This window comes from Methylomonas sp. AM2-LC (assembly GCF_039904985.1).
Taxonomy (GTDB): domain Bacteria; phylum Pseudomonadota; class Gammaproteobacteria; order Methylococcales; family Methylomonadaceae; genus Methylomonas.
Window position 1 is genome coordinate 1470385 of record NZ_CP157005.1, and the last position, 18518, is coordinate 1488902.

At 43.3% G+C, this 18518-nt stretch carries 19 protein-coding genes and 1 pseudogene; 11 read left to right on the forward strand and 9 right to left on the reverse strand.

Translation table 11 applies throughout. The features are described 5' to 3' along the window. The first annotated feature begins 55 nt into the window (after positions 1–55). The 3 genes from ABH008_RS06590 to ABH008_RS06600 all read left to right on the forward strand — a co-directional run bounded on the left by ABH008_RS06590 (position 56) and on the right by ABH008_RS06600 (position 3363). The gene (locus ABH008_RS06590; RefSeq protein ID WP_347989062.1) at positions 56–1681 is read left to right on the forward strand and encodes a PepSY domain-containing protein; all 1626 of its coding nucleotides are present in this window, start codon (positions 56–58) and stop codon (positions 1679–1681) included. A gap of 246 nt (positions 1682–1927) precedes the next feature. After that, the gene (gene tatA, locus ABH008_RS06595; protein WP_347989063.1) at positions 1928–2134 is read left to right on the forward strand and encodes a twin-arginine translocase TatA/TatE family subunit; all 207 of its coding nucleotides are present in this window, start codon (positions 1928–1930) and stop codon (positions 2132–2134) included. A gap of 155 nt (positions 2135–2289) precedes the next feature. After that, positions 2290–3363: a sigma-54 dependent transcriptional regulator gene (locus ABH008_RS06600; protein WP_347989064.1), complete on the forward strand. Its 1074-nt coding sequence runs from the start codon at positions 2290–2292 to the stop codon at positions 3361–3363. 179 nt (positions 3364–3542) lie between these two features. On the opposite strand, the gene ABH008_RS06605 is transcribed toward ABH008_RS06600, so the two are convergent. Then, positions 3543–5132: a sulfatase-like hydrolase/transferase gene (locus ABH008_RS06605; RefSeq protein ID WP_347989065.1), complete on the reverse strand. Its 1590-nt coding sequence runs from the start codon at positions 5130–5132 to the stop codon at positions 3543–3545. Between the two features lie 226 nt (positions 5133–5358). On the opposite strand from ABH008_RS06605, the gene ABH008_RS06610 reads away from it, so the two are divergent. The 8 genes and pseudogenes from ABH008_RS06610 to ABH008_RS06645 all read left to right on the forward strand — a co-directional run bounded on the left by ABH008_RS06610 (position 5359) and on the right by ABH008_RS06645 (position 11978). Further along, entirely contained in the window at positions 5359–6459 is a 1101-nt protein-coding gene (locus tag ABH008_RS06610) for a CDP-alcohol phosphatidyltransferase family protein (RefSeq protein WP_347989066.1), read from the forward strand. Next, positions 6459–7442: a lysylphosphatidylglycerol synthase transmembrane domain-containing protein gene (locus tag ABH008_RS06615; RefSeq protein WP_347989067.1), complete on the forward strand. Its 984-nt coding sequence runs from the start codon at positions 6459–6461 to the stop codon at positions 7440–7442. Before ABH008_RS06610 ends, ABH008_RS06615 begins: the two co-directional genes overlap by 1 nt. Before the next feature lie 205 nt (positions 7443–7647). Beyond that, entirely contained in the window at positions 7648–8340 is a 693-nt protein-coding gene (locus ABH008_RS06620; protein WP_347989068.1) for a lectin, read from the forward strand. 75 nt (positions 8341–8415) lie between these two features. Then, positions 8416–8622, forward strand: coding sequence for a hypothetical protein (locus ABH008_RS06625; RefSeq protein WP_347989069.1), 207 nt, complete (start codon positions 8416–8418; stop codon positions 8620–8622). Positions 8623–8741: 119 nt separating this feature from the next. Continuing rightward, a pseudogene (locus ABH008_RS06630) lies at positions 8742–9001 on the forward strand (chromate transporter); the annotation flags it as partial. Then, a complete protein-coding gene (locus ABH008_RS06635) occupies positions 8998–9912 on the forward strand; it encodes a DUF1259 domain-containing protein (protein ID WP_347989070.1) in 915 nt (304 codons plus the stop codon). The pseudogene ABH008_RS06630 and the gene ABH008_RS06635, both read left to right, overlap by 4 nt. A 20-nt stretch (positions 9913–9932) precedes the next feature. Beyond that, the gene (locus tag ABH008_RS06640) at positions 9933–10031 is read left to right on the forward strand and encodes a chromate resistance protein ChrB domain-containing protein (RefSeq protein WP_347989953.1); all 99 of its coding nucleotides are present in this window, start codon (positions 9933–9935) and stop codon (positions 10029–10031) included. A gap of 192 nt (positions 10032–10223) precedes the next feature. Beyond that, a complete protein-coding gene (locus tag ABH008_RS06645; protein WP_347989071.1) occupies positions 10224–11978 on the forward strand; it encodes an ABC transporter ATP-binding protein in 1755 nt (584 codons plus the stop codon). A gap of 94 nt (positions 11979–12072) precedes the next feature. Here ABH008_RS06645 and ABH008_RS06650 read toward each other — a convergent pair whose 3' ends face one another. From ABH008_RS06650 to ribA, 8 genes are all read right to left on the reverse strand, one after another. Next, complete coding sequence (locus tag ABH008_RS06650; RefSeq protein WP_347989072.1) at positions 12073–12351, reverse strand: hypothetical protein; 279 nt, start codon at positions 12349–12351, stop codon at positions 12073–12075. A 422-nt stretch (positions 12352–12773) separates the two neighbouring features. Beyond that, positions 12774–13373: a M15 family metallopeptidase gene (locus ABH008_RS06655; protein ID WP_347989073.1), complete on the reverse strand. Its 600-nt coding sequence runs from the start codon at positions 13371–13373 to the stop codon at positions 12774–12776. After that, a complete protein-coding gene (locus ABH008_RS06660) occupies positions 13366–13887 on the reverse strand; it encodes a GNAT family N-acetyltransferase (RefSeq protein ID WP_347989074.1) in 522 nt (173 codons plus the stop codon). Before ABH008_RS06660 ends, ABH008_RS06655 begins: the two co-directional genes overlap by 8 nt. A 496-nt stretch (positions 13888–14383) precedes the next feature. Next, entirely contained in the window at positions 14384–15475 is a 1092-nt protein-coding gene (locus ABH008_RS06665; RefSeq protein ID WP_347989075.1) for a glycosyltransferase family 4 protein, read from the reverse strand. 13 nt (positions 15476–15488) lie between these two features. Beyond that, on the reverse strand, positions 15489–15866 hold the full coding sequence (locus ABH008_RS06670; RefSeq protein ID WP_347989076.1) for a 6-carboxytetrahydropterin synthase: 378 nt from the start codon (positions 15864–15866) through the stop codon (positions 15489–15491). Positions 15867–15885: 19 nt separating this feature from the next. Then, positions 15886–16926 carry a zinc-binding alcohol dehydrogenase gene (locus ABH008_RS06675; protein WP_347989077.1) on the reverse strand — a complete coding sequence of 347 codons (1041 nt, stop codon included), beginning with the start codon at positions 16924–16926 and terminating at the stop codon, positions 15886–15888. Continuing rightward, positions 16923–17639, reverse strand: a complete 717-nt coding sequence (locus tag ABH008_RS06680; RefSeq protein WP_347989078.1) for a RibD family protein — start codon at positions 17637–17639, stop codon at positions 16923–16925. Before ABH008_RS06680 ends, ABH008_RS06675 begins: the two co-directional genes overlap by 4 nt. Next, positions 17617–18273 (reverse strand): GTP cyclohydrolase II, encoded by a 657-nt coding sequence (gene ribA / locus ABH008_RS06685; RefSeq protein ID WP_347989079.1) that lies wholly within the window; start codon positions 18271–18273, stop codon positions 17617–17619. The genes ABH008_RS06680 and ribA overlap by 23 nt, the downstream gene beginning before the upstream one ends. Positions 18274–18518 lie beyond the last annotated feature (245 nt).

An 18518-nucleotide genomic window follows, 5' to 3' on the forward strand; every position in this document is an offset into this window, starting at 1 on the left:
TGCGGTTAGTTTCACCTGATTACGATTAGATTAAGAATACGATACAGGAGCAAGCATGAAGTTTTTAAATTGGTTGTTATACGAAGTGCATCGTTGGTTAGGTATAGCGGTGGGAATATTTATGTTTGTCTGGTTTTTAACGGGTCTGGTGATTATGTATTCCACACCTACCACCCAAACCCCGACTCAACAATTAGCCCATGCGGAAATACTAGCAGTCGAGCCGGGTTGGTTAAGCTTGGGCGATGTATGGCAGCATAGCGAAGTGCAGCGTAAGTTGGCTAGCAACCAACGCGCAGTTAAAAAAGAGTCTAATAGCAGCCAAAAGCAGAAACAGGAAGAGCCTGCTATTACTGATGCACGTTTAGTAAGAATTAATGGTGAACCGTTGTGGTTAGTGGATGATACTCGTAATCAGCGTTTTGCCTTGTCGGCTAACGATGGTGCATTACGTGAGTTTTCCGAAGCACAATCCTTACAAATTGCCCAGAGCTGGTATAAAGCCATCAATGAGCACGATGTGCCTAAAGTACGTTATCTGGAGCTGGTTGACAGCCCGATTATTTTACGTAATCAGGAAAGTTTACGTCCTTTTCATCATATTGCGGTAGGTGAAGCGGGTGATGAATTATTAATTTCATCACGCACTGGTGAAGTTTTACATGCTTCAACACGCTTAGAAAGAGCCTTTTTCTGGGCGGGTAACTGGATACATTTGTTTAAGCCATTGGAAGCTTTAGGCTATGGCAGTATTCGTCACGATGTGCAGTTATGGTCTAGTTTGATAGCAACCATAGCGACGCTGACCGGTTTGATTATCGGCTGGTTACGCTGGCGTCCCGGCTTTAATGGCAAACGCACTTATTCTGAGGGGCGTACCCAACCCTACAGAGAATTCTGGTTTAAATGGCATTTTTGGACTGGATTATTAGGCGGTACGCTAGCCTTGTTTTGGGCGCTTAGCGGCTTTATTGATACCAATCCTGGCAAACTATTTTCTCAAGGAGACTATACACGCGAGGAACTAAACCATTATCTGGATAATGCATTGCCCGAGGTAATGTCCAACTCGAAACCTATAGAGCTGATTGGTGAAAACAAAGTTCAAGATTTGGTGCAGTTAAACTGGCGTCGTTTAGGTAATGAAGCTGTTTTGTTGGCCTATGGACGTGATGGAGTGCGCATACCGCAGATAGTAGGTAGCAGTTTGCCACAATTCAGTTCTGCTGCTTTGGTGTCTGGGGTTAATCGCGTGCAAGCAATCACCGAGATGGAAACGACTACGCTATTAAATGAGTACGATAGTTATTACTATCCTAGACATCATCAAACCAAATTGGATAAACCATTGCCAGTGTTATTGGTGAAATTATCTGACGAAGCAGCTACTCGTTTTTATCTGGATCCACAGGATGGTCGGTTGCTCAGTAAATTTGATAAAAGTCGTCGGATATTACGTTGGCTTTATTCCGCCTTACATCACTGGGATTTTGGTTGGTTATATTATCGGCCGTTGTGGGATATTTGGATGATTATCTGGGTTAGTTGTGGTTTGGTATTAGGCGCTAGTTCTCTGGTGATCGGTTGGCGGCGTTTAAAGAAAACCCTTGCGCCCAAAAAGCATAAAGCTAGGCGTCCTGCATTTATTAGTGAGTTGGTTACTGAGAATGTAACAGATTAATGGCGATAGTATTTTTAAGACTTAGGTTGTGTTAGCCGCAAGCCTTAACCCAATCTGTCAGCTTGGCAATAGTTTACAGCTTTGATTGTTCGGTTACTCGCTATTGTGATAACTCAACCTACGTTAGTTATATGTTTTCGTAATGTATTGATTTAAATAAGCTATAACCTTAAATGAGAGTCATTCTGGTGAGTAGTTTTCGAATGTTTAGTATTGGCAAAAATTGAATTTATTGAGGAGTAAAACATGGGTTTAAGTGTTCCGCATCTGTTAGTTGTTTTGGCTATAGTCGTTTTAGTGTTTGGTACTCGACGTTTAAAAAATGTGGGGGCTGATTTAGGGGATGCCATCAAGGGATTTAGAAAGGCTGTTAAGGAAGGCGAAGCACTTAATGAAGAAACTGATTTATCAAAATCGGTATACGTTTTTGATAAAGAGAAACATTCTGTTTAATTTTGGCGTCGATACTGGTCAGTAACGGTGTCGACAAAAATGTTGTATAGGTGATTGTTATTGTTTTTTACCTTTAATGAAGCATCGGTAAAAGGTAGCAGTATTTTAATTTTATGGCAGCTCATTATCGCTAGCCAAGCCAAAAGAGGTTTACTATGACATTATTAGCCTTTGATGAAAATCAGACTCGTTCGCTGTCTCACTCAGTGCGCGCAACTGCGCTGGTGTTTGAAGATCCAGTATCGAGACGCCTGCTTGATCAAATTGAACGGATTGCGCCGAGTGATGCAACTGTATTAATTATTGGTGAAACCGGAACCGGTAAAGAATTGGTAGCCAGGCATATCCACGCCTTAAGTAAGCGCAATCAACAAACATTTGGAGCCTTAAATTGCGCTGCGCTGAGTGAAGGATTGATTGAAAGTGAACTGTTTGGACATGAAAAAGGCTCATTTACTGGTGCAATATCAGCAAAAGACGGTTGGTTCGAGACGGCTAATAAAGGCAGTTTGTTTCTGGATGAAGTGGGTGATTTGCCTTTAGGCTTGCAGGCCAAATTACTGCGCGTTTTACAGGAACGTGAAGTGGTTAAGGTGGGGTCAAGAACAGCTGTGCCAGTTGACGTAAGAATTATTGCTGCCACTAATATCAATCTTGAAGAAGCTGTTGCAGCTTCGCATTTCCGTGCTGATTTGTATTATCGCTTTAATGTTGCCACTATTTATTTGGCACCCTTGCGTGAGCGTCCAGGTGATATTTTGCCTTTAACGGAACATTTCCTTAAATTATACGGTGATCGCCTAGGCTATAGTGAAGTCAAACTATCCGCAGCAACTGAGTTGGCTTTGTTGAATTATGATTGGCCCGGTAATATTCGCGAACTTGAAAATGCTGTACATCGTGCGTTGCTAGTTTGCCCTGGTAATCGTCTGCGTCCAGAAGATTTTAAGTTATCAGACCACAGAGTTCCAGATGAAACGCCGCCTATCTCCACCCGTTCTTTAGAAAGTTCTCTGTTAAAGCTACTCGAACAAGCGCCGCCGAATCTATTTGAGATCATTGAGGAAACTGTCATTCGTACTGCTTTTGAGTTTTGCGACGAAAACCAGGTGCAAACAGCGCGTTTACTGGATATTAGTCGTAACGTGCTACGCCATAAGCTGGCGGCGTATGAAATGCTCGCCAATTCGCATAAGAAGCTGATTGATAATTCTGCCTTGTTGGCATAGCGTGTTATATATGTGCATATTTAATTTGCGTAGCCTATTGCATCGAACTATCCGATGTTAATATCTACGCTATTATGCCCACAAAAGCCTAAGTAATTAGCTTCATTAAGTTTTTTTGATAAACTGGCTGAATATTGCCCAGCTTTAGCATCATTCAGACCAGCCTATCTATAAAAACCCTATTTAGAAAAAGTAGAGATAAACCGATCCCGCACTTTATCCATTGCCCAAACCGGTGCGTTATCGGCTGGTAGCATACCGTCTGTCCACTGCCAGTCTCGCACTGCTTCCATAATTTTGCTATCTCGGCTGATTAGATGTACCAGAACATCGTGGCTTTCAGACTCGCCCGTTACAAACGGTGCAGGCTGGTGATCGCCTAATACCAGAATAACCAGCTTTTCGTCAGCATAGTGGGTGGCATAAGAAACCAGTGTGGAAAGGGTATATTCGATGGATTTACGGTATTGCTCACGAATCCGCTCGGTATTTTGCCATACCACTTCTGGTGTATCGCCAACTCTATTCTGTGAATTGAAGAGTGCGCCGTCACCTACTTGCTGCCAATCGACAGGCATGGGCAAGGGTGTCCATGGTGCATGCGATGAGATTAAGGCAATCTCGGCCATTACCGGGGTATGCGGTTCTGGGCGCTCCCTGGATTGGAATGCAGATAGCGTATATTGGTCTGGCATGGTTATCCAGTTGAAAGGCTGGCCTTGATAACCTAAATCGGGTGCCGCATAGATTTTGTCGTAACCAAAATACTGGCCTTGTGGCCAATCCATGGTATGCGCTGGTTGCACAGCTACCGTTCGCCAGCCAGCGCGTTTGAATAGACGATTGAGAGAGGGGCGTTCACTCATCACCAGGCGGTCGTAACGGGTCTGGCTATTGATCCACAGACCAGATAGCAATGTTCCATGCGCAAGCCAACTGATACCGCCATAGGTAGGTGAGGTTAAGTAAGCGCTACGAGCAAAAAGACCTGCACTTGCCAGAGTTTCACTACTTTTTTCCAATAGTGGGCGGATATATTCAGAAAAATCGGCTTTATCAAGCACGGTGCGTCCATAAGACTCGATGAATACCACTAGCACATCTTTCCCTTTTAGTTTTGCCAGCAGGGTGTTGTCAGGGACTTCTGCATAGGGATCACTGTCGACGATACCATTAAAACTGTTTAGATCCGCATAGCTGTTCAGTGTGTTAGTAACGTGCATGGAAAGCAATTGGTAAAAGGGTGTCGACGCTTTTTGCCAGCCAGCAACGGCACAGACTGTCCATATTACTAGTCCTGCAAGTAAGCCAAGGCCGTTGGTTTTTGCTGATAATTGCAACAATGCTCGCACTTGTTCAAGTGCTATATAGACCAACACAAAAATGCCGATTAGTAATGCAACAAGTAGTGATATGGCTAGATAAGCACCCATCTGCCCAGTCAAGCCTTCGAGAAAGTTTATGCCGTTGGGTAGAAAGTTGCCGTCCAATACCGGATTGAATGGACGGTCAAAAAACTGGTAGGTAGCCATGTCGGCAATCTTGAAGATTATCCCAAGTCCTAGCAAAAACGCTATTAGACTGCGGAACGCAATACCTGTTTGCGAGGGGATAAGCAAGCTTAGCGCGACTAACAGTACTTCTAATGGAAAATTGGCAAAAGAGTTGGGCGTAATTGCACTAATGCGGTTTGGAATAAGCAGCGTTAGTAAAAGGAAAACTAAGGCCGCTAGTTTTTTGCCTCTGCTTAACAAATTAGTACTTAACATAGTTAAGAATCTCCCTGTATTGATGACATTCCATGTATTAATCTCGTTACTAATGGTTAGTTTGAATTATTGTGGACCAAATATTGCATTTATATAAATTAAAATATTATCAGCTTATTATTTTACCATTAAAAAATAGTAGGGTGATTTCTGATAAATGCAATTTTAATGAATAATATCTGCTGAGATGCAGAGTAAGCTTAATAAGGGTTTTAATAATAAGTTTATGATACAGGAACTGAAAATAATTATAGAGTTGGGTTGTGGTATTTTGTTAAGTGGCTTTGCTTTGTTAGGCATTACGCAAGATTGGTATACAGCTGTGCAGTGGTCGTTACAGGCTGGCTTGCTGTGGGCAGGCGTTTGTCTATACGTATCAAGACTGGTCACACTTAATCGGGCCACTGTTGACAGCACTCTATATAGCTGTTTGGGATGGGGCAATCGTCTGACTATTTTACGCGGTGGGCTAGTTGCTTTGGTCGGTGGTTTTCTATACCTTAATCAGGCTATGTCAGTTAACGTGTTACTGCCTGCTGCATTTTATACAATGGCTGCTGTGCTTGATCGTTTTGATGGCTATGTGGCTCGGCGCACTAAGCAGGTGAGTATGCTAGGTAACCAGCTGGATATTGCCTTTGATGCGTTGGGACTAGTTGTTGCCCCTCTGCTGGCAATCAGTTGGGGGAAAGTTCACGGTTCATATCTGTTGTTAAGTGTGGCCTATTATGTTTATCAATGGGGGTTGCGGCACCGTCAACTACTGGGTTTGCCCTATTATGCTTTGCCGGAAAATTCGTTGCGCCGTACTTTAGCTGGCTTTCAAATGGGTTTTATTGCTTTGGCACTTTGGCCAGTACTTAATTCCAAGCTAACCAACATTGCCAGTATTGCCTTTATGTTGCCTGTGTTGTTTGGTTTTGTTCTGGATTGGTATGTAGTCACTGGTAGGCTGTCTACAAGATTTTATAACCGTGTGGGAGCCTGGAGCGAACATATTTTTCAACCCGGACTTAGAGTGTTAATTATTTTGAGCGTGATTTTGATGGTCACGAATACTCGCTCATTTTTCTCAGCCGTAATTGATGATCCACTACTATTTTTCGGTGTAATAGCTGCTGCCAGCCTTATTTTGTTGGGTTGTGCTGGACGTCTGGGCGCGTTGCTATTAATCCTGTTGTTAGGTTGGTGCTATCCTACTGTGGGCAGTCATGCTATCGACTATCTACTTATTTTTATTGCTAGTTGGCTTTTATTACTGGGTACCGGAAAATATAGTATCTGGCATTGGGGTGATGAGTGGCTTAGCCGTTATACAGGTGCCTGATGAACGGGCTTAAAGTCGTTTCCGTTTTGCTGCGGCTAATAGCTCTGCTTCTGGTCGGCTGGATACTTAGCCAGTTACCTGTTGAACTTATTGTTAAGTTTATTGGCAGTTTGTCCTTTTGGCAATGGTTTGTCTGGTTGGGTATTAATCTGCTTATCATGATATTAGCTACTCAACGCTGGCAGTTATTAATTACGTTGATGTCTTCACCTGTGCGTTTTTTTGCGTTACTGATGATCCGCCAAGCAGGGCAATTAATTAGTTTTATTACTCCAGGCCCACAATTTGGTGGTGAACCACTGCAGATTTATTGGTTGTGGAAACGCGAGCAACTGCCCTTAGATTGCAGCGTGCTAGCCTTGGGTCTGGATAGATTTTACGAATTATGGATTAACTTTAGCATGTTGGTGCTTGGTGTGCTTCTACTGCTGGCTTCACCTATGGCTGAGGTGGGTAACTGGCAAGAAGTTTTGCTAATTGTGATTACCCTATTGAGTATACTATCGGTGCTTGGCGGTTTAATTCTGCGCCAGCCAGAGCGCGCGTTTCGCTGGGTAACACGCTTAGTGCAACGCTGGCAACATCATCCAAGTCTAAAACAGATAGAAACGCAATGTCAGCAGTTAACTGGTAATATAAACACTGTTTTTGTCGAACGGAAAGCGCTATTACTACAAGCATTATTATTGTCGCTATGCGGTTGGCTGGCACTGATCGGTGAGTTGTGGTTGCTACTTGGTTTTGTCAATATTAATCTGGACTTTTCTGCCTTTCTAATCATTCTGATGTCGATACGCTTAGCTTTTCTGTTGCCGTTGCCAGGCGGGATCGGTACTTTGGAAGCTGCGCTGTTTTGGGCTTTTCATTATTTGCAACTGCCTACAGAGACGGTGGTGAGTTTGATTGCACTGATGCGTTTACGAGATGCACTTGTGTTACTGCTAGGTTTGTGGTGTCTTCAGTGCTTGCGCAAACTGCACTAGGTGTTCCGCTTTAATTTGTTAGCCTAGGTGGTGTTTGTTTAATAGCAGCTAATCAGCATATCCTGTCTGATAGGCAGCAATTAACTGCCTGATATGTTCTGCAAAAGCGAAAATTTCTCATCATGTAATACGGCACGATAAATGCTCACGGTATGGTCTAGAGCCTAGCTCTAATTATCCTTTTACTAACCGATCATCTGAGACAATGAATAAAAAAACTAGCTTTCTAACCAGCCTATTGGTGATATCCGCTTCAGCAGTCTATGCACAACAGCCCGCCACTGATGCACCCAAACCCCCATTGGGATTTTTTGTAACCAGTGTTGGTCTAGGCAAGGGTGCTGATCTGGGTGGCTTAACCGGTGCGGATGCACATTGTCAAAAATTGGCCAGCGAAGTCGGTGCCGGAAACCGCACTTGGAGAGCATATTTAAGTACCCAGGCTGATGGCAACCAACCTGCTGTAAACGCCCGTGACCGCATTGGCAACGGACCTTGGGCTAATGCAAACGGTGCTATCATCGCTAACGATCTTGCCCATTTGCATGGCGATACCGTAGAACTCGGTCAGCTGGGTAACAACGTCCATCGTAAGACCACGTTGACTGAAAAGGGCGCATCGATCAACGGCGTTGGCGATACCCCCAATCAGCACGATATTCTCACAGGTTCAAAACCCGATGGCAGAGCCTACAGCGATGCTGCCGATCATACTTGTAAAAACTACACTAGCAGTGGCGATGGCACTGTTCAGTTAGGTCATTCCGATCGCACCAACCGGGGTGCGACTGGTGGCAATGTTTCCTGGAACTCGACCCATGCTAGTCGTGGCTGTAGTCAGGATAATTTGGTCAGTACCGGTGGTGCCGGTTATTTCTACTGCTTTGCTACCGACTAAACAATCACTATCAGTATAATGGTCAGGGTACGCGATGCGCACTCTGGCCTTGTAGATGAGCAATAGGCAGACACAATGAATAAAGTCGCAGAAATCACTATTTATTTTTGGATCATCAAAATTTGCGCCACTACTTTAGGTGAAACCGCGGGTGATTTATTGTACATGACATTGGATATTGGCTATGGGCCGAGTTCACTGATTCTGATTGGTCTATTTCTGATCACGCTCATTTGGCAGTTACTAGCGAAACGTTTTAACCCGTACTGTATTGGACAGTGATACTCACTACCAGTACTGTGGGCACCACCATGTCGCACTATATGGATAGAACTTTAGAATTGGGTTATGCCAAAGGTTCGGTATATTTATTTTGGCTGGCGGTCCATCGACAATGTGATCTGAAATTCACTGCGCCATTAACAGGCATAACCGCTGCAGTGGTTGGCGTGATTCTAAATTTGGCCATATTTTTTGGTTAGCAAGTGTTCTGGTCACAAGGCTTTACAGGGACGTTTGATGCTATATCCGCAATTATTAGTTTATACGCTATTTTGGCGTTGATTCGTTACAAAGTCGGCGTTATCTCTGCTCTGGTAGTATCGGTTTTTTATTTAGTAATATCAAAATCTGGTTAGCCCAGGAAGGAGTTTTTATATGAATACCCTGATTCAATCTCAAGTTCTAGCTCTGTTAATCTCATCACTGTTGAGCAGTGCGGTCTATGCTCAGGAGCCTGGTCAGCATACAGGTATACTGGATGCCGCCAAGATAGAACAATTGACAGGAGCAAAAGGAAAACTCGATACTGCAGAAAATGTCTTCAAAGTTTCTGTCCCTCGGAGCGATTTAACCGTTACCGTTGCTGGTGTAAAAATGTCAGCAGCTACTGGCTTTACTTCCTGGGCTGCCTTTTCTTTTGTAGGTGAGAAAGTAATGATTATGGGCGACATGGTGTTGCAGGAGGACCAGATCAACCCGGTGATGAGCACCGCACTGGAAAACGGCATTGAAGTTACTGCGTTGCACAATCATTTTCTATGGGATACCCCGAAAGTGATGTTTATGCATATTGGTGGTTCTGGTGAATTAGATAATCTGGCGTCTGGCGTCGGCAAGGTATTTGCTAAAATTAAGGAAACCAGCACAACTAAAATCACAACAAAACCTAAGTCATTCGATGTGAGTAAAACATCGCTAGATCCAAAGTCCATAGAAACTATCATTGGTGCCACCCTAGAAAAAACGGGCGAAGTATATAAAGCCACCATTGGCCGTACTACGCAAATGGATGGTCATACTGTTGGCAAGAGCATGGGTGTCAATACTTGGGCGGTATTTGCAGGCAGCAATGACAAAGCCATCGTCGAAGGTGACTTTGCAGTGCTGGAGTCCGAACTACAAGGTGTACTGAAAGCCTTACGCGGTGCTGGTATCGCAATTACTACGATTCACAATCACATGGTTGGGGAATCACCAAGAATTGTATTTCTGCACTACTGGGGTGAAGGTAGCAGCAATGATTTGGCGAAAGCTTTTAAATCCGCACTAGATACTCAGACTAAAACTTAAAAAATCCCCATAAATGGATCATAAGAGAACATCCCAAAATTGATCGGATTGTTTGTCCATGGTTGATCAAGCGGTTTATCAAGCAGGACGCCGAATTTCTTTACTATCCAGAAGAATAAATTTTAAGGGTTGTAAAGGAAAAGGGTGCTATCCCTTATAATATCCACAGTGCCGAACTATACGCAATTAGGGTGCTGTGCTTTTTAATTTTCTAATTATGCGATGTGACTACTCAAGATTACGAAGCTTTTAAGCTTTATGTCATTATTTTCCATCATAAAAAACCTACAGTTCATGGATGCCTATAGCGAATGGATATTATATTTAAAGAATACTGCAAAATTATCTGGCAAAAAAAAGGCTATTTCTTATTAACTTTATTCGCTTTAGGCAGTGCCATCACCCTGGATTTATCTGCACCTGTCTATTATAAAAACATTGCTAATGGCCTAGCCTTACCTTATTCCAAAGCTACCCTTGCTCTATTACTAGACAATTTAAAAACCCTAGCTGGTATTTATGCTGGAATCTGGATATCTTGGCGCTTTCTGGAAATAGCCATCATACCCTTAGAAGCGGGTGGTATTAATCTGTTAGATAAACGCTGTTTTGATATCCTTAAAAAACAGAAGTATTCTTTCTTTGAAGATCGCTTTTCTGGCAGTCTAATAAAACAAGCCTATCGCTTCACTCATTCATTTGAAGCTATTATGGATTGGTTTTTATTTCAGTTTTACATGAATATTTTAGCCATCTCTATTTCTTTCACCTTGTTTTATCAACAGGAACCAGAGTTTGCGTATTACTTTTTAATTTGGGTTGTAGTATTTATCGCTTGGAATATCGGCTATTCCATCTGGAAATTGCGTTTTGAGAAAGCTGTGGCCGAAGCAGACTCACTGGTGGGAGGTGCTTATTCGGATGCTATTAGCAATATGTTTATTGTCAAAAGCTTTGCCTTAGAAAATAGAGAGCAAAAGCTCATTAACAAAGCCACTGACCATGTTTACAAAAAGAAAAAAGTTGCTTGGGCTTTTACTTTCCTTTCTTTTGCTGTCCAAGGCTTAATGACCTTTGGCTTCGAACTACTCTTAATTGATCTCATGATCCAAAAATGGCAAGCCGGGAATTTTGAGATAGGCTTATTTGTTTTATTTCAATCAATTATGCTTATGCTGATTCAACGCTTATGGGAGTTTGGGCGTAATATTAGAAACTTGTTTACCTCTTTGGCGGACGCCTCAGAAATGGCAGAAGTCTTTAGACAAAAAGAACTTGAAGTCGATAGCCCTGAGGCACAACCACATATCATTAGCTTAGGGGATATTGATTTTAAAAACCTTTACTTTAGCTATCACTCAAATAATAGCCAGCAAACGGCTCTTTTTAAAAACTTTTCGCTTAATATTAAAGCTGGCGAAAAGGTGGCGCTGGTTGGTCATTCTGGCTCTGGTAAATCCAGTTTGACCAAGCTACTGTTTCGATTCTTAGATCCTCAGCAAGGTCATATTTACTTTGATGGAATTGACGCAAAAAACTTTACCCTGGAATCCCTACGTCAACAAATCTCCATGGTTCCACAACAGCCTGAGTTATTTCATCGCTCGATTCGCGATAACATCACTTTAGGTGCGGAAGTATCAGACGAACAACTACTGGATGTGGCTCAAAAATCGCGCAGCCTGGATTTTATCAGCGCATTACCACAAACCTTTGATACGCTGGTGGGTGAGCGGGGGGTTAAGCTTTCAGGTGGAGAAAGACAGCGAATTGCGATTGCTCGTGCCTTTTTAGAAGATGCGCCTATCGTGGTGCTGGACGAGGCCACCAGTGCCTTAGATTCACTCACTGAACAACAAATACAGGTCGCTATCTTCGAACTCATAAAACATAAAACAGCTTTGGTTATTGCTCACCGTCTATCCACTATCTTGAGTATGGATCGGATTATTGTGTTAGATCAAGGTAATATCATCGAACAAGGCACCCACCAAGAACTTCTGGCCAAACAAGGTATGTATTTCGCAATGTGGCAACATCAAAGTGGTGGTTTCTTGATTGATTAACTACATTGTATCCTTGCCGGGTTATGGGTGTCTTGTTATCGTCAATATGCTTGGAGATTATTGTGATACTAATTTAGCTCGCGTTCCATTTGATCTAATTGCTGGGTTTAGAACCGAGCTTTTCTATTATGATTTCTTGATTTTGAAGAATCTTATCAAGTTTTTTTTGATTATCCTGTATCTTTTCCTGATTACCTAATATGGTTTTCTGATTATCTATAATTTTATCAAGCTTAGTTTGGTTATTAAGTATCTTGTCTAGGTTATTTAAGATGATTTTTTGGTTGGTGATCACTTGATTGTTATTTTCTGCTGCTATAGCGGACATAGAAAATAAAGAAATCATGGTCAGTGCTGCAATGATGGTTTTCATCTATTATCTCCATTGATTATCAATTGTTATGGTGAAGTTCTGGTAGCCGCGAGTAGCAACGCGTAATATTGGGAATAAGTTGTAGTCTAACCTTACCGTTAAACGTAACAGAAGTAAATTACCGATTAATATAATATTGCCATTTTGAAAAACTTGTAACTATTAAGCGTATTGTCTGCTATTTGGCTTTGGGTGCCGGGGTTCCTGGTAGAGGACGCCGTGAATACATCCATGTAGGCTTGATGCCAGCATCCATGCTGGCAACACCTCTACCAGGACCCCCTGCACCCAAAGCCAAGGTTATCAACTGCCTATAAGTTTTTTGATAATCTAGCTGAATAGTTACAAAAACTTTTAAATATATAAAGGCAAACAATTCAGGCTATTAGGCGTTGATTATAGGGCAGGCTATTTTTTTGAAACTAAGCCCTAAATCGCCAATGCCAAGGTTCGTAAATATAGCCGAAGGGATTGTCTTTTGGAAACGACAGAAAAAATCCAAAGCTGTTGGCGTATTCGGACAACCAGCCATAGGACGGGATGGTATCGAACCGTTCATCCACAGGCAGACAGCCGGGAGCGCCGATATCAATGGCGGTACCGCTATGGTGCTCACTGTAACCGGGAGGAGCCAATACCTTAAGAATATTGTCTAAACTTTGGCCTCGCTCAAGCTTGTGGCGGATGATGGCTGCCTGATGTTCCAGGCTTCGGTAGGCCGATATCATTTGTAGTTCTATGCAATCGTCTGCGGCAGCAGTTCGAAGCTTATGCCAAGCAGAGGAAGCTTCAGGCGTTAACAGAAATTCTTTACCGTTAGCCGCAATCTCGGCGACAACAAGTTCGGACGGCGGCGACCACAACACCAAACCACGGGCTGCCGGCATGTCTTCTGCTATGCCTAGTTCATGAAGAATTGAGCGTACCTGCGCCTGAAAGTCGTCAAGCGGAGTTGGCATTTTGATCATGCCGTTTTTCGAGCAGCTATAGGTGCCAGCATAATTACTTCGTCTGCTAATCACGGTTACGCCGACTGGCGATATTAAAAATCATGCTGTCCATCCCCAAAAGGCGCTCTTGATGGCTGAATTGAAATCCTGTTTTTTCTAGAACATGTATTGAAGCCAAATTTTTTGTATGCGTAAAAGCCATTAAATTTTTCAAGCCTAATACTTGAAAGCAATACCGAATCCAGGCAGTTGCAACTTCGGTTGCTATACCTTGGTTCCAGAAGCTAGGCAACAATCTATAGCCTAACTCGAAACTCTGACATTCTGGAAAATACATGGGGCCTGAGTCACCAATGGGTTTCATGGTAGTACTATCAATAATCATCCATTTTGCATACCCATATTGCTCTTGGTGATCAATATAATGAGTGATCCTTGAAAGGGTGGTTTCCAGTGTGACATCTGGACCATAAGGAGTCAACTTCATTACATCTGGATCGCCAAACCACGAAAATGCTTGTTTAGCATCATTGTTGGTAAATGGCCTGAGGATCGTTCGAGCTGTTTGCAATTCTGTTATGTGCATATGGTACGTAGATTGGGTAGAACAACGCGAAACCCAGCAAATGCTTTGAAATAACCGAGTTTTTTTACATTCAAGCTATCCTTTGGATTTATAACCATATCTGCTTTTAAGCTGGGCTTTATTCTCATTCAAGTCAACTAACGGCCGCAAAAAAATCCGTAAGTAGGATACTGGGCTTTTATCATTTTCTAATCATGAGATGCGACGAACATATATTACGAAGATTTTAAGCTTTATTGGGTATTTAGATAGAAAAGATTTATTTGATAAAAAAAGTGTTGTTGTTTGATTTTATCCTAGAGCGTTACCCAATAAAAATGGCGGGATAAATCCCGCCATCAATAAATCCATTTCAGTAATTGTCCTTAATCACCCAATCCTCTAATCAAGGTATTAATCATAAAAGCAGGTTTATTATATCTGCTTAATTTTCTTAAAGATAATGATAGATTTAGAATGAAATATCATTTATGTTGATAAGTATTATTTTGTGTTTTTAATCACCGTCCAATCGCGCATATAAATATTCGCGTATGGTTTTGCAACTGTTTTTCCAAGTTGGATGGCGGCTATAAGCGGCTAAGGAATTCTGGCTTAATTCTAGTAAAAGTGAACGCTTATTTTGTAATGTTTGCAGGTGATCGGCTAAGGCTTGCCAGTCTTCAACCGCTATTAAATAACCATTATCGCCGTGTTTGATAATTTCTTTAGCAGCACCTGCGCGGGTGCCGATTACTGGCAGACCAAACTGCTGGGCTTCTACATAGACGATGCCATAGCTTTCATAGGCAGAGGGTAATACCATTATATGATGCTGCAGGTATAGATTGGCCAGGGCTTGGCCTTGTACCGGCCCTTTTAGCAGCACTTGTTTTTGCAACTGTGAATCGTGAATAAGCGTTTCTATCCGCTTTACATAGTCAGGCTCCATGTCCAGTCGTCCGGCTACTGTCAGCTGAAAGTTCTCGGTTGGCAGTTGCCGTAGTGCTTGCAATAATACATGTAAACCCTTACGCTGAATGACATTACCTACCAGCAGAATGTGCAAAGGGCCGGGTGTTAGTACGCGTTGGTTGATAGCATCAAACTCTATCTGCGCGCAGGGAAAATTATCGCCTGCTGGTACTGCCAAACACAGGGGCGGGGGGTGGTTGTTGGTTAACTCAATTGCTTGTGCTTTAGTGGTTTGGCTGTTAACTATTATTCCCGCTACGGATTTAAGATAATGGCGTTCGATGGATCGATAAAACCAGACGCTAAACCACGGGTGGTGATCGAAACTTGTCAGTAAGTGTATCAGTGCAATAAGAGGTATCTTGAGCTGTTTGCTTAAGCGTTGATTCAGCATAAATACTGAAGGATGCACCATGGCATCCTGTATCAATATGTCAATATCGGCTGCGCTGATTTGCGCAAGGCAAAACTGGCTGAAATTATCGCCTAGTTGCTGCCAGTATCTGCGCTGCGGCAGACTGATAATCTGCACCTGTTCTCCCTGTTCGCGTAGATAAGATACCAGTTTCCGGTTGTACAGATAGCCACCGCTCACTGTGTTCAAATCACCATAAATCAACAAACCGATGCGCATGGTTTAGGATTGCTTAGAAAGGCTGTTTATAAGCAGCCCAGCAACTGGCATTCTCCCACAGTTTTACCCGTAGTGAACCAGTACCGGGTGGGTTGATGGTTGCGATGAGTTTTTCGCTGATAATGCGACTAAAGTGCTCGATACTAGGGTTAAGTCCGGCGAATTCTGCTTTATCATTAAGCAATTGATCGCGGAACTCTGACACTATCAGGTCTAGAGCCGCTTCAATGGCAACAATATCGACCAGATAGCCGTGTTGGTCGAGCTGTTCGCCCTTAATTCTAACTTCTGCAACATACTGATGGGCATGGGGCTGATTTTCGCTCCCCCAGTCGCCTCCAAATAAGAAATGACGGGCAATGAATTCACGGGTTACGGCTACACTATACACTTTGGTTTTTCCTTCACTTTTAATAAATAAAAATAGCTTGCAAGACTTTTTCGGGGGTTTGGTCTAGTTGTTGATAGATGCTGTTCGCTTGCGTAAGCGGCAGTCGATGACTAATCAATGATTGTGGTTGCACCCGGCGCAGCATGTCCCAACTGGTGTGAAAACGGCGTGCTTTATCCCAGCGGCCAGTGAGTTCCGGGGCAATGCTACTGACCTGACTGCTAATGAGTTTTATGCGATTACGGTGTGCAACACCACCCAAGTGTAGAGTGCCGGCTTTGTTGCCATACCAGCTACCGATAACGATACGTCCGCTATAGCCGCATAAATCAATAGCCAGATTCAAGGCATCTGGTACACCGCTCAGTTCGTAGATTAAATCAACGCCTGTGCCAGGTGTTGCCAGTTGTGGTGAGGGTAATTGTAGCGCCTGTTTTAACACGGCAATTTGTGTAGCAGAGCCAGGGTCGTAAACTTGTTGCACACCCATGCGCAAAGCACGACTCCGCCGTTCAACCAAGCCATCCATACCATACAGTGCCGCTAATGGAAACTGTGCCAGTAAGCTAGAAACCAACAGACCAACGACCCCTTGTCCTAAGATCAGTACGCGTTCGCCTAGTGCAGGATTGCCATCCAGCAGCAGATTGACCGCTGTTTCCATATTGGCCAAAAACACCGCTGCTTCGGGGGTCATGTCATCCGGTAAGGCGATGACTTGTTCCGGGGTAGTGATAAAATGGCTGGCATGTGGCTGAAAGGCAAACACCCGTTTGTCTTGCCAATGGCTTGCGACAGCTGTGCCAGTCTGTGCCACTCTGCCAACACTGGCATAGCCATATTGCAAAGGATAAGTGGGCGCGTTTTGTAAAGCGCTTAGTGTGGCATCCAGGGTAAGATCGGCTGGCAATTGTCCACGATACACCAGCATTTCTGTGCCAGCACTAATAGCAGAGCAATCGTTTTTGATGAGTATCTGCTCAGCTTGCAAGGTAGGTAATGACTGCTCACGGATTTCGATTTGATAGGGATTGGTAAACCAGAGCTGTTGTGCTTTCACGATAAGGCTGGCTCTTGGTATTGCAAATCTCCCCACATAATCAGGTCATCCTCAAGCATCTGTGAATATAGCGGGCGAATTTTAGGTAACTGCTGTTTGCTGGTAATGCCCAAGTTTCCAACGCCTTTGTAGCCGCCAATTAAAGTGGGGGCAATGGTTAGTACCAGCGCATCCGCTAATTGTGCTTTCAGAAATGCAGTAATCACTTGGCTACCGCCTTCTACCATCAGCATTTTTATCCCTTTTTCCCAGAGTAAGCCGAGTGCGTGTTGTAAGTTAACCCTACCTTCGTTATCACCCTCCATAGTGATGATTTCAACCTGGTTACCAAAATCTGAATCATCGTTTAAACTGGTAAAAATCCAGCAATTTTTATCAGAATGTTGGCAAAGACGGGCGTTGGGTGGCATGCGTAGGTGGCTGTCCAGTACGATGGGTTGCGGGTTAGCGCCGGTCCATTCGCGGACGGTGAGTTGCGGATCGTCGGTTAGCACAGTCCCGATACCCACCAGTATGCCATCATGCAAGCTGCGTAGTTGATGGGTCAGGCGGGTTGATTCTGCGCCACTTAACGCCAGTGTTTCGCCGGTACGCGTAGTAATACTGCCATCCCAGCTCTGTGCGTAGCTAAGTGTCACAAACGGGCGGTTTTCAAACTCAAAAGTGGTTTTGCGCGAAGCCAGCCAGTTTTCAATCTGCTGATTGATAGTCATAAGCTGCTCTATGGTTTTTGGCGTAAGAAAAAGAAGTAATCTGTAGCTGGTGATCCATGCGCATGGCTTTAGTTAACAGGTAAGTTTCGTTGTCGGCGTTGACTTGGGCCTCTAAGGGAATGCGCGCATTAACTTGGATGCCTTCCGCTTTGAGTGCGCTAATTTTTAGTGGATTGTTAGTCATCAGTAATACGGATTTTACTTGTAATTCTTCCAGAATACGTGCGGCCAGCGCATAATTTCTTTCGTCGGCACCATGCCCCAGTAGCAAGTTGGCATCCACCGTATCATATCCTTGGTCCTGTAAGTTGTATGCACGCATTTTTTGCAACAAACCAATACCGCGACCTTCCTGGCGGAGGTAGACCAGTATTCCTGCGCCGCGTTTGGCTATCATTTTTAGCGAGTTATCCAGTTGTTCTCCACAATCGCAACGTCTGGAACCCAATACATCACCCGTAAAGCATTCGGAATGTATGCGGACCAGCACCTCATCTACTTCGTTTATGTTTCCAGTATAAAAGGCCAAATGTTCTTTTTTATCCTCAGTATTGGTGTAATAACAAAGTTGAAAGTCGCCATAGGCGGTAGGGATGCGCGCACTGGCCATGCGATGAACTGAAGATTTGGACATAAGTATTGCAAATAATAAGCGGATTTATCGAGTGTTTATTGTGATACACGATTTTTTGCATTATGCATATCGCTTAATTTGATAATCAATTAATATGCCACTTTTCAAGTCTTTGTTTGAAATAATAAATAACATTAAAAAATAAATTTTGTGTTGCTGAAGAAACAGCAGCTGTTGATGTGCTGTTGGTAATTAAACTATTTGCCGGTATTTCTAAATGGAATACTGATATGTGTTCTAGAAAA

What these genes read in the sequence shown, in the direction of transcription:
- ABH008_RS06590 (WP_347989062.1), top strand. Translation starts at nt 56, where the DNA reads ATGAAGTTTTTAAATTGGTTGTTATACGAAGTGCATCGTTGGTTAGGT.
- tatA (WP_347989063.1), top strand. Translation starts at nt 1,928, where the DNA reads ATGGGTTTAAGTGTTCCGCATCTGTTAGTTGTTTTGGCTATAGTCGTT.
- ABH008_RS06600 (WP_347989064.1), top strand. Translation starts at nt 2,290, where the DNA reads ATGACATTATTAGCCTTTGATGAAAATCAGACTCGTTCGCTGTCTCAC.
- ABH008_RS06605 (WP_347989065.1), bottom strand. Translation starts at nt 5,132, where the DNA reads ATGTTAAGTACTAATTTGTTAAGCAGAGGCAAAAAACTAGCGGCCTTA.
- ABH008_RS06610 (WP_347989066.1), top strand. Translation starts at nt 5,359, where the DNA reads ATGATACAGGAACTGAAAATAATTATAGAGTTGGGTTGTGGTATTTTG.
- ABH008_RS06615 (WP_347989067.1), top strand. Translation starts at nt 6,459, where the DNA reads ATGAACGGGCTTAAAGTCGTTTCCGTTTTGCTGCGGCTAATAGCTCTG.
- ABH008_RS06620 (WP_347989068.1), top strand. Translation starts at nt 7,648, where the DNA reads ATGAATAAAAAAACTAGCTTTCTAACCAGCCTATTGGTGATATCCGCT.
- ABH008_RS06625 (WP_347989069.1), top strand. Translation starts at nt 8,416, where the DNA reads ATGAATAAAGTCGCAGAAATCACTATTTATTTTTGGATCATCAAAATT.
- ABH008_RS06635 (WP_347989070.1), top strand. Translation starts at nt 8,998, where the DNA reads ATGAATACCCTGATTCAATCTCAAGTTCTAGCTCTGTTAATCTCATCA.
- ABH008_RS06645 (WP_347989071.1), top strand. Translation starts at nt 10,224, where the DNA reads ATGGATATTATATTTAAAGAATACTGCAAAATTATCTGGCAAAAAAAA.
- ABH008_RS06650 (WP_347989072.1), bottom strand. Translation starts at nt 12,351, where the DNA reads ATGAAAACCATCATTGCAGCACTGACCATGATTTCTTTATTTTCTATG.
- ABH008_RS06660 (WP_347989074.1), bottom strand. Translation starts at nt 13,887, where the DNA reads ATGCACATAACAGAATTGCAAACAGCTCGAACGATCCTCAGGCCATTT.
- ABH008_RS06665 (WP_347989075.1), bottom strand. Translation starts at nt 15,475, where the DNA reads ATGCGCATCGGTTTGTTGATTTATGGTGATTTGAACACAGTGAGCGGT.
- ABH008_RS06680 (WP_347989078.1), bottom strand. Translation starts at nt 17,639, where the DNA reads ATGACTATCAATCAGCAGATTGAAAACTGGCTGGCTTCGCGCAAAACC.
- ribA (WP_347989079.1), bottom strand. Translation starts at nt 18,273, where the DNA reads ATGTCCAAATCTTCAGTTCATCGCATGGCCAGTGCGCGCATCCCTACC.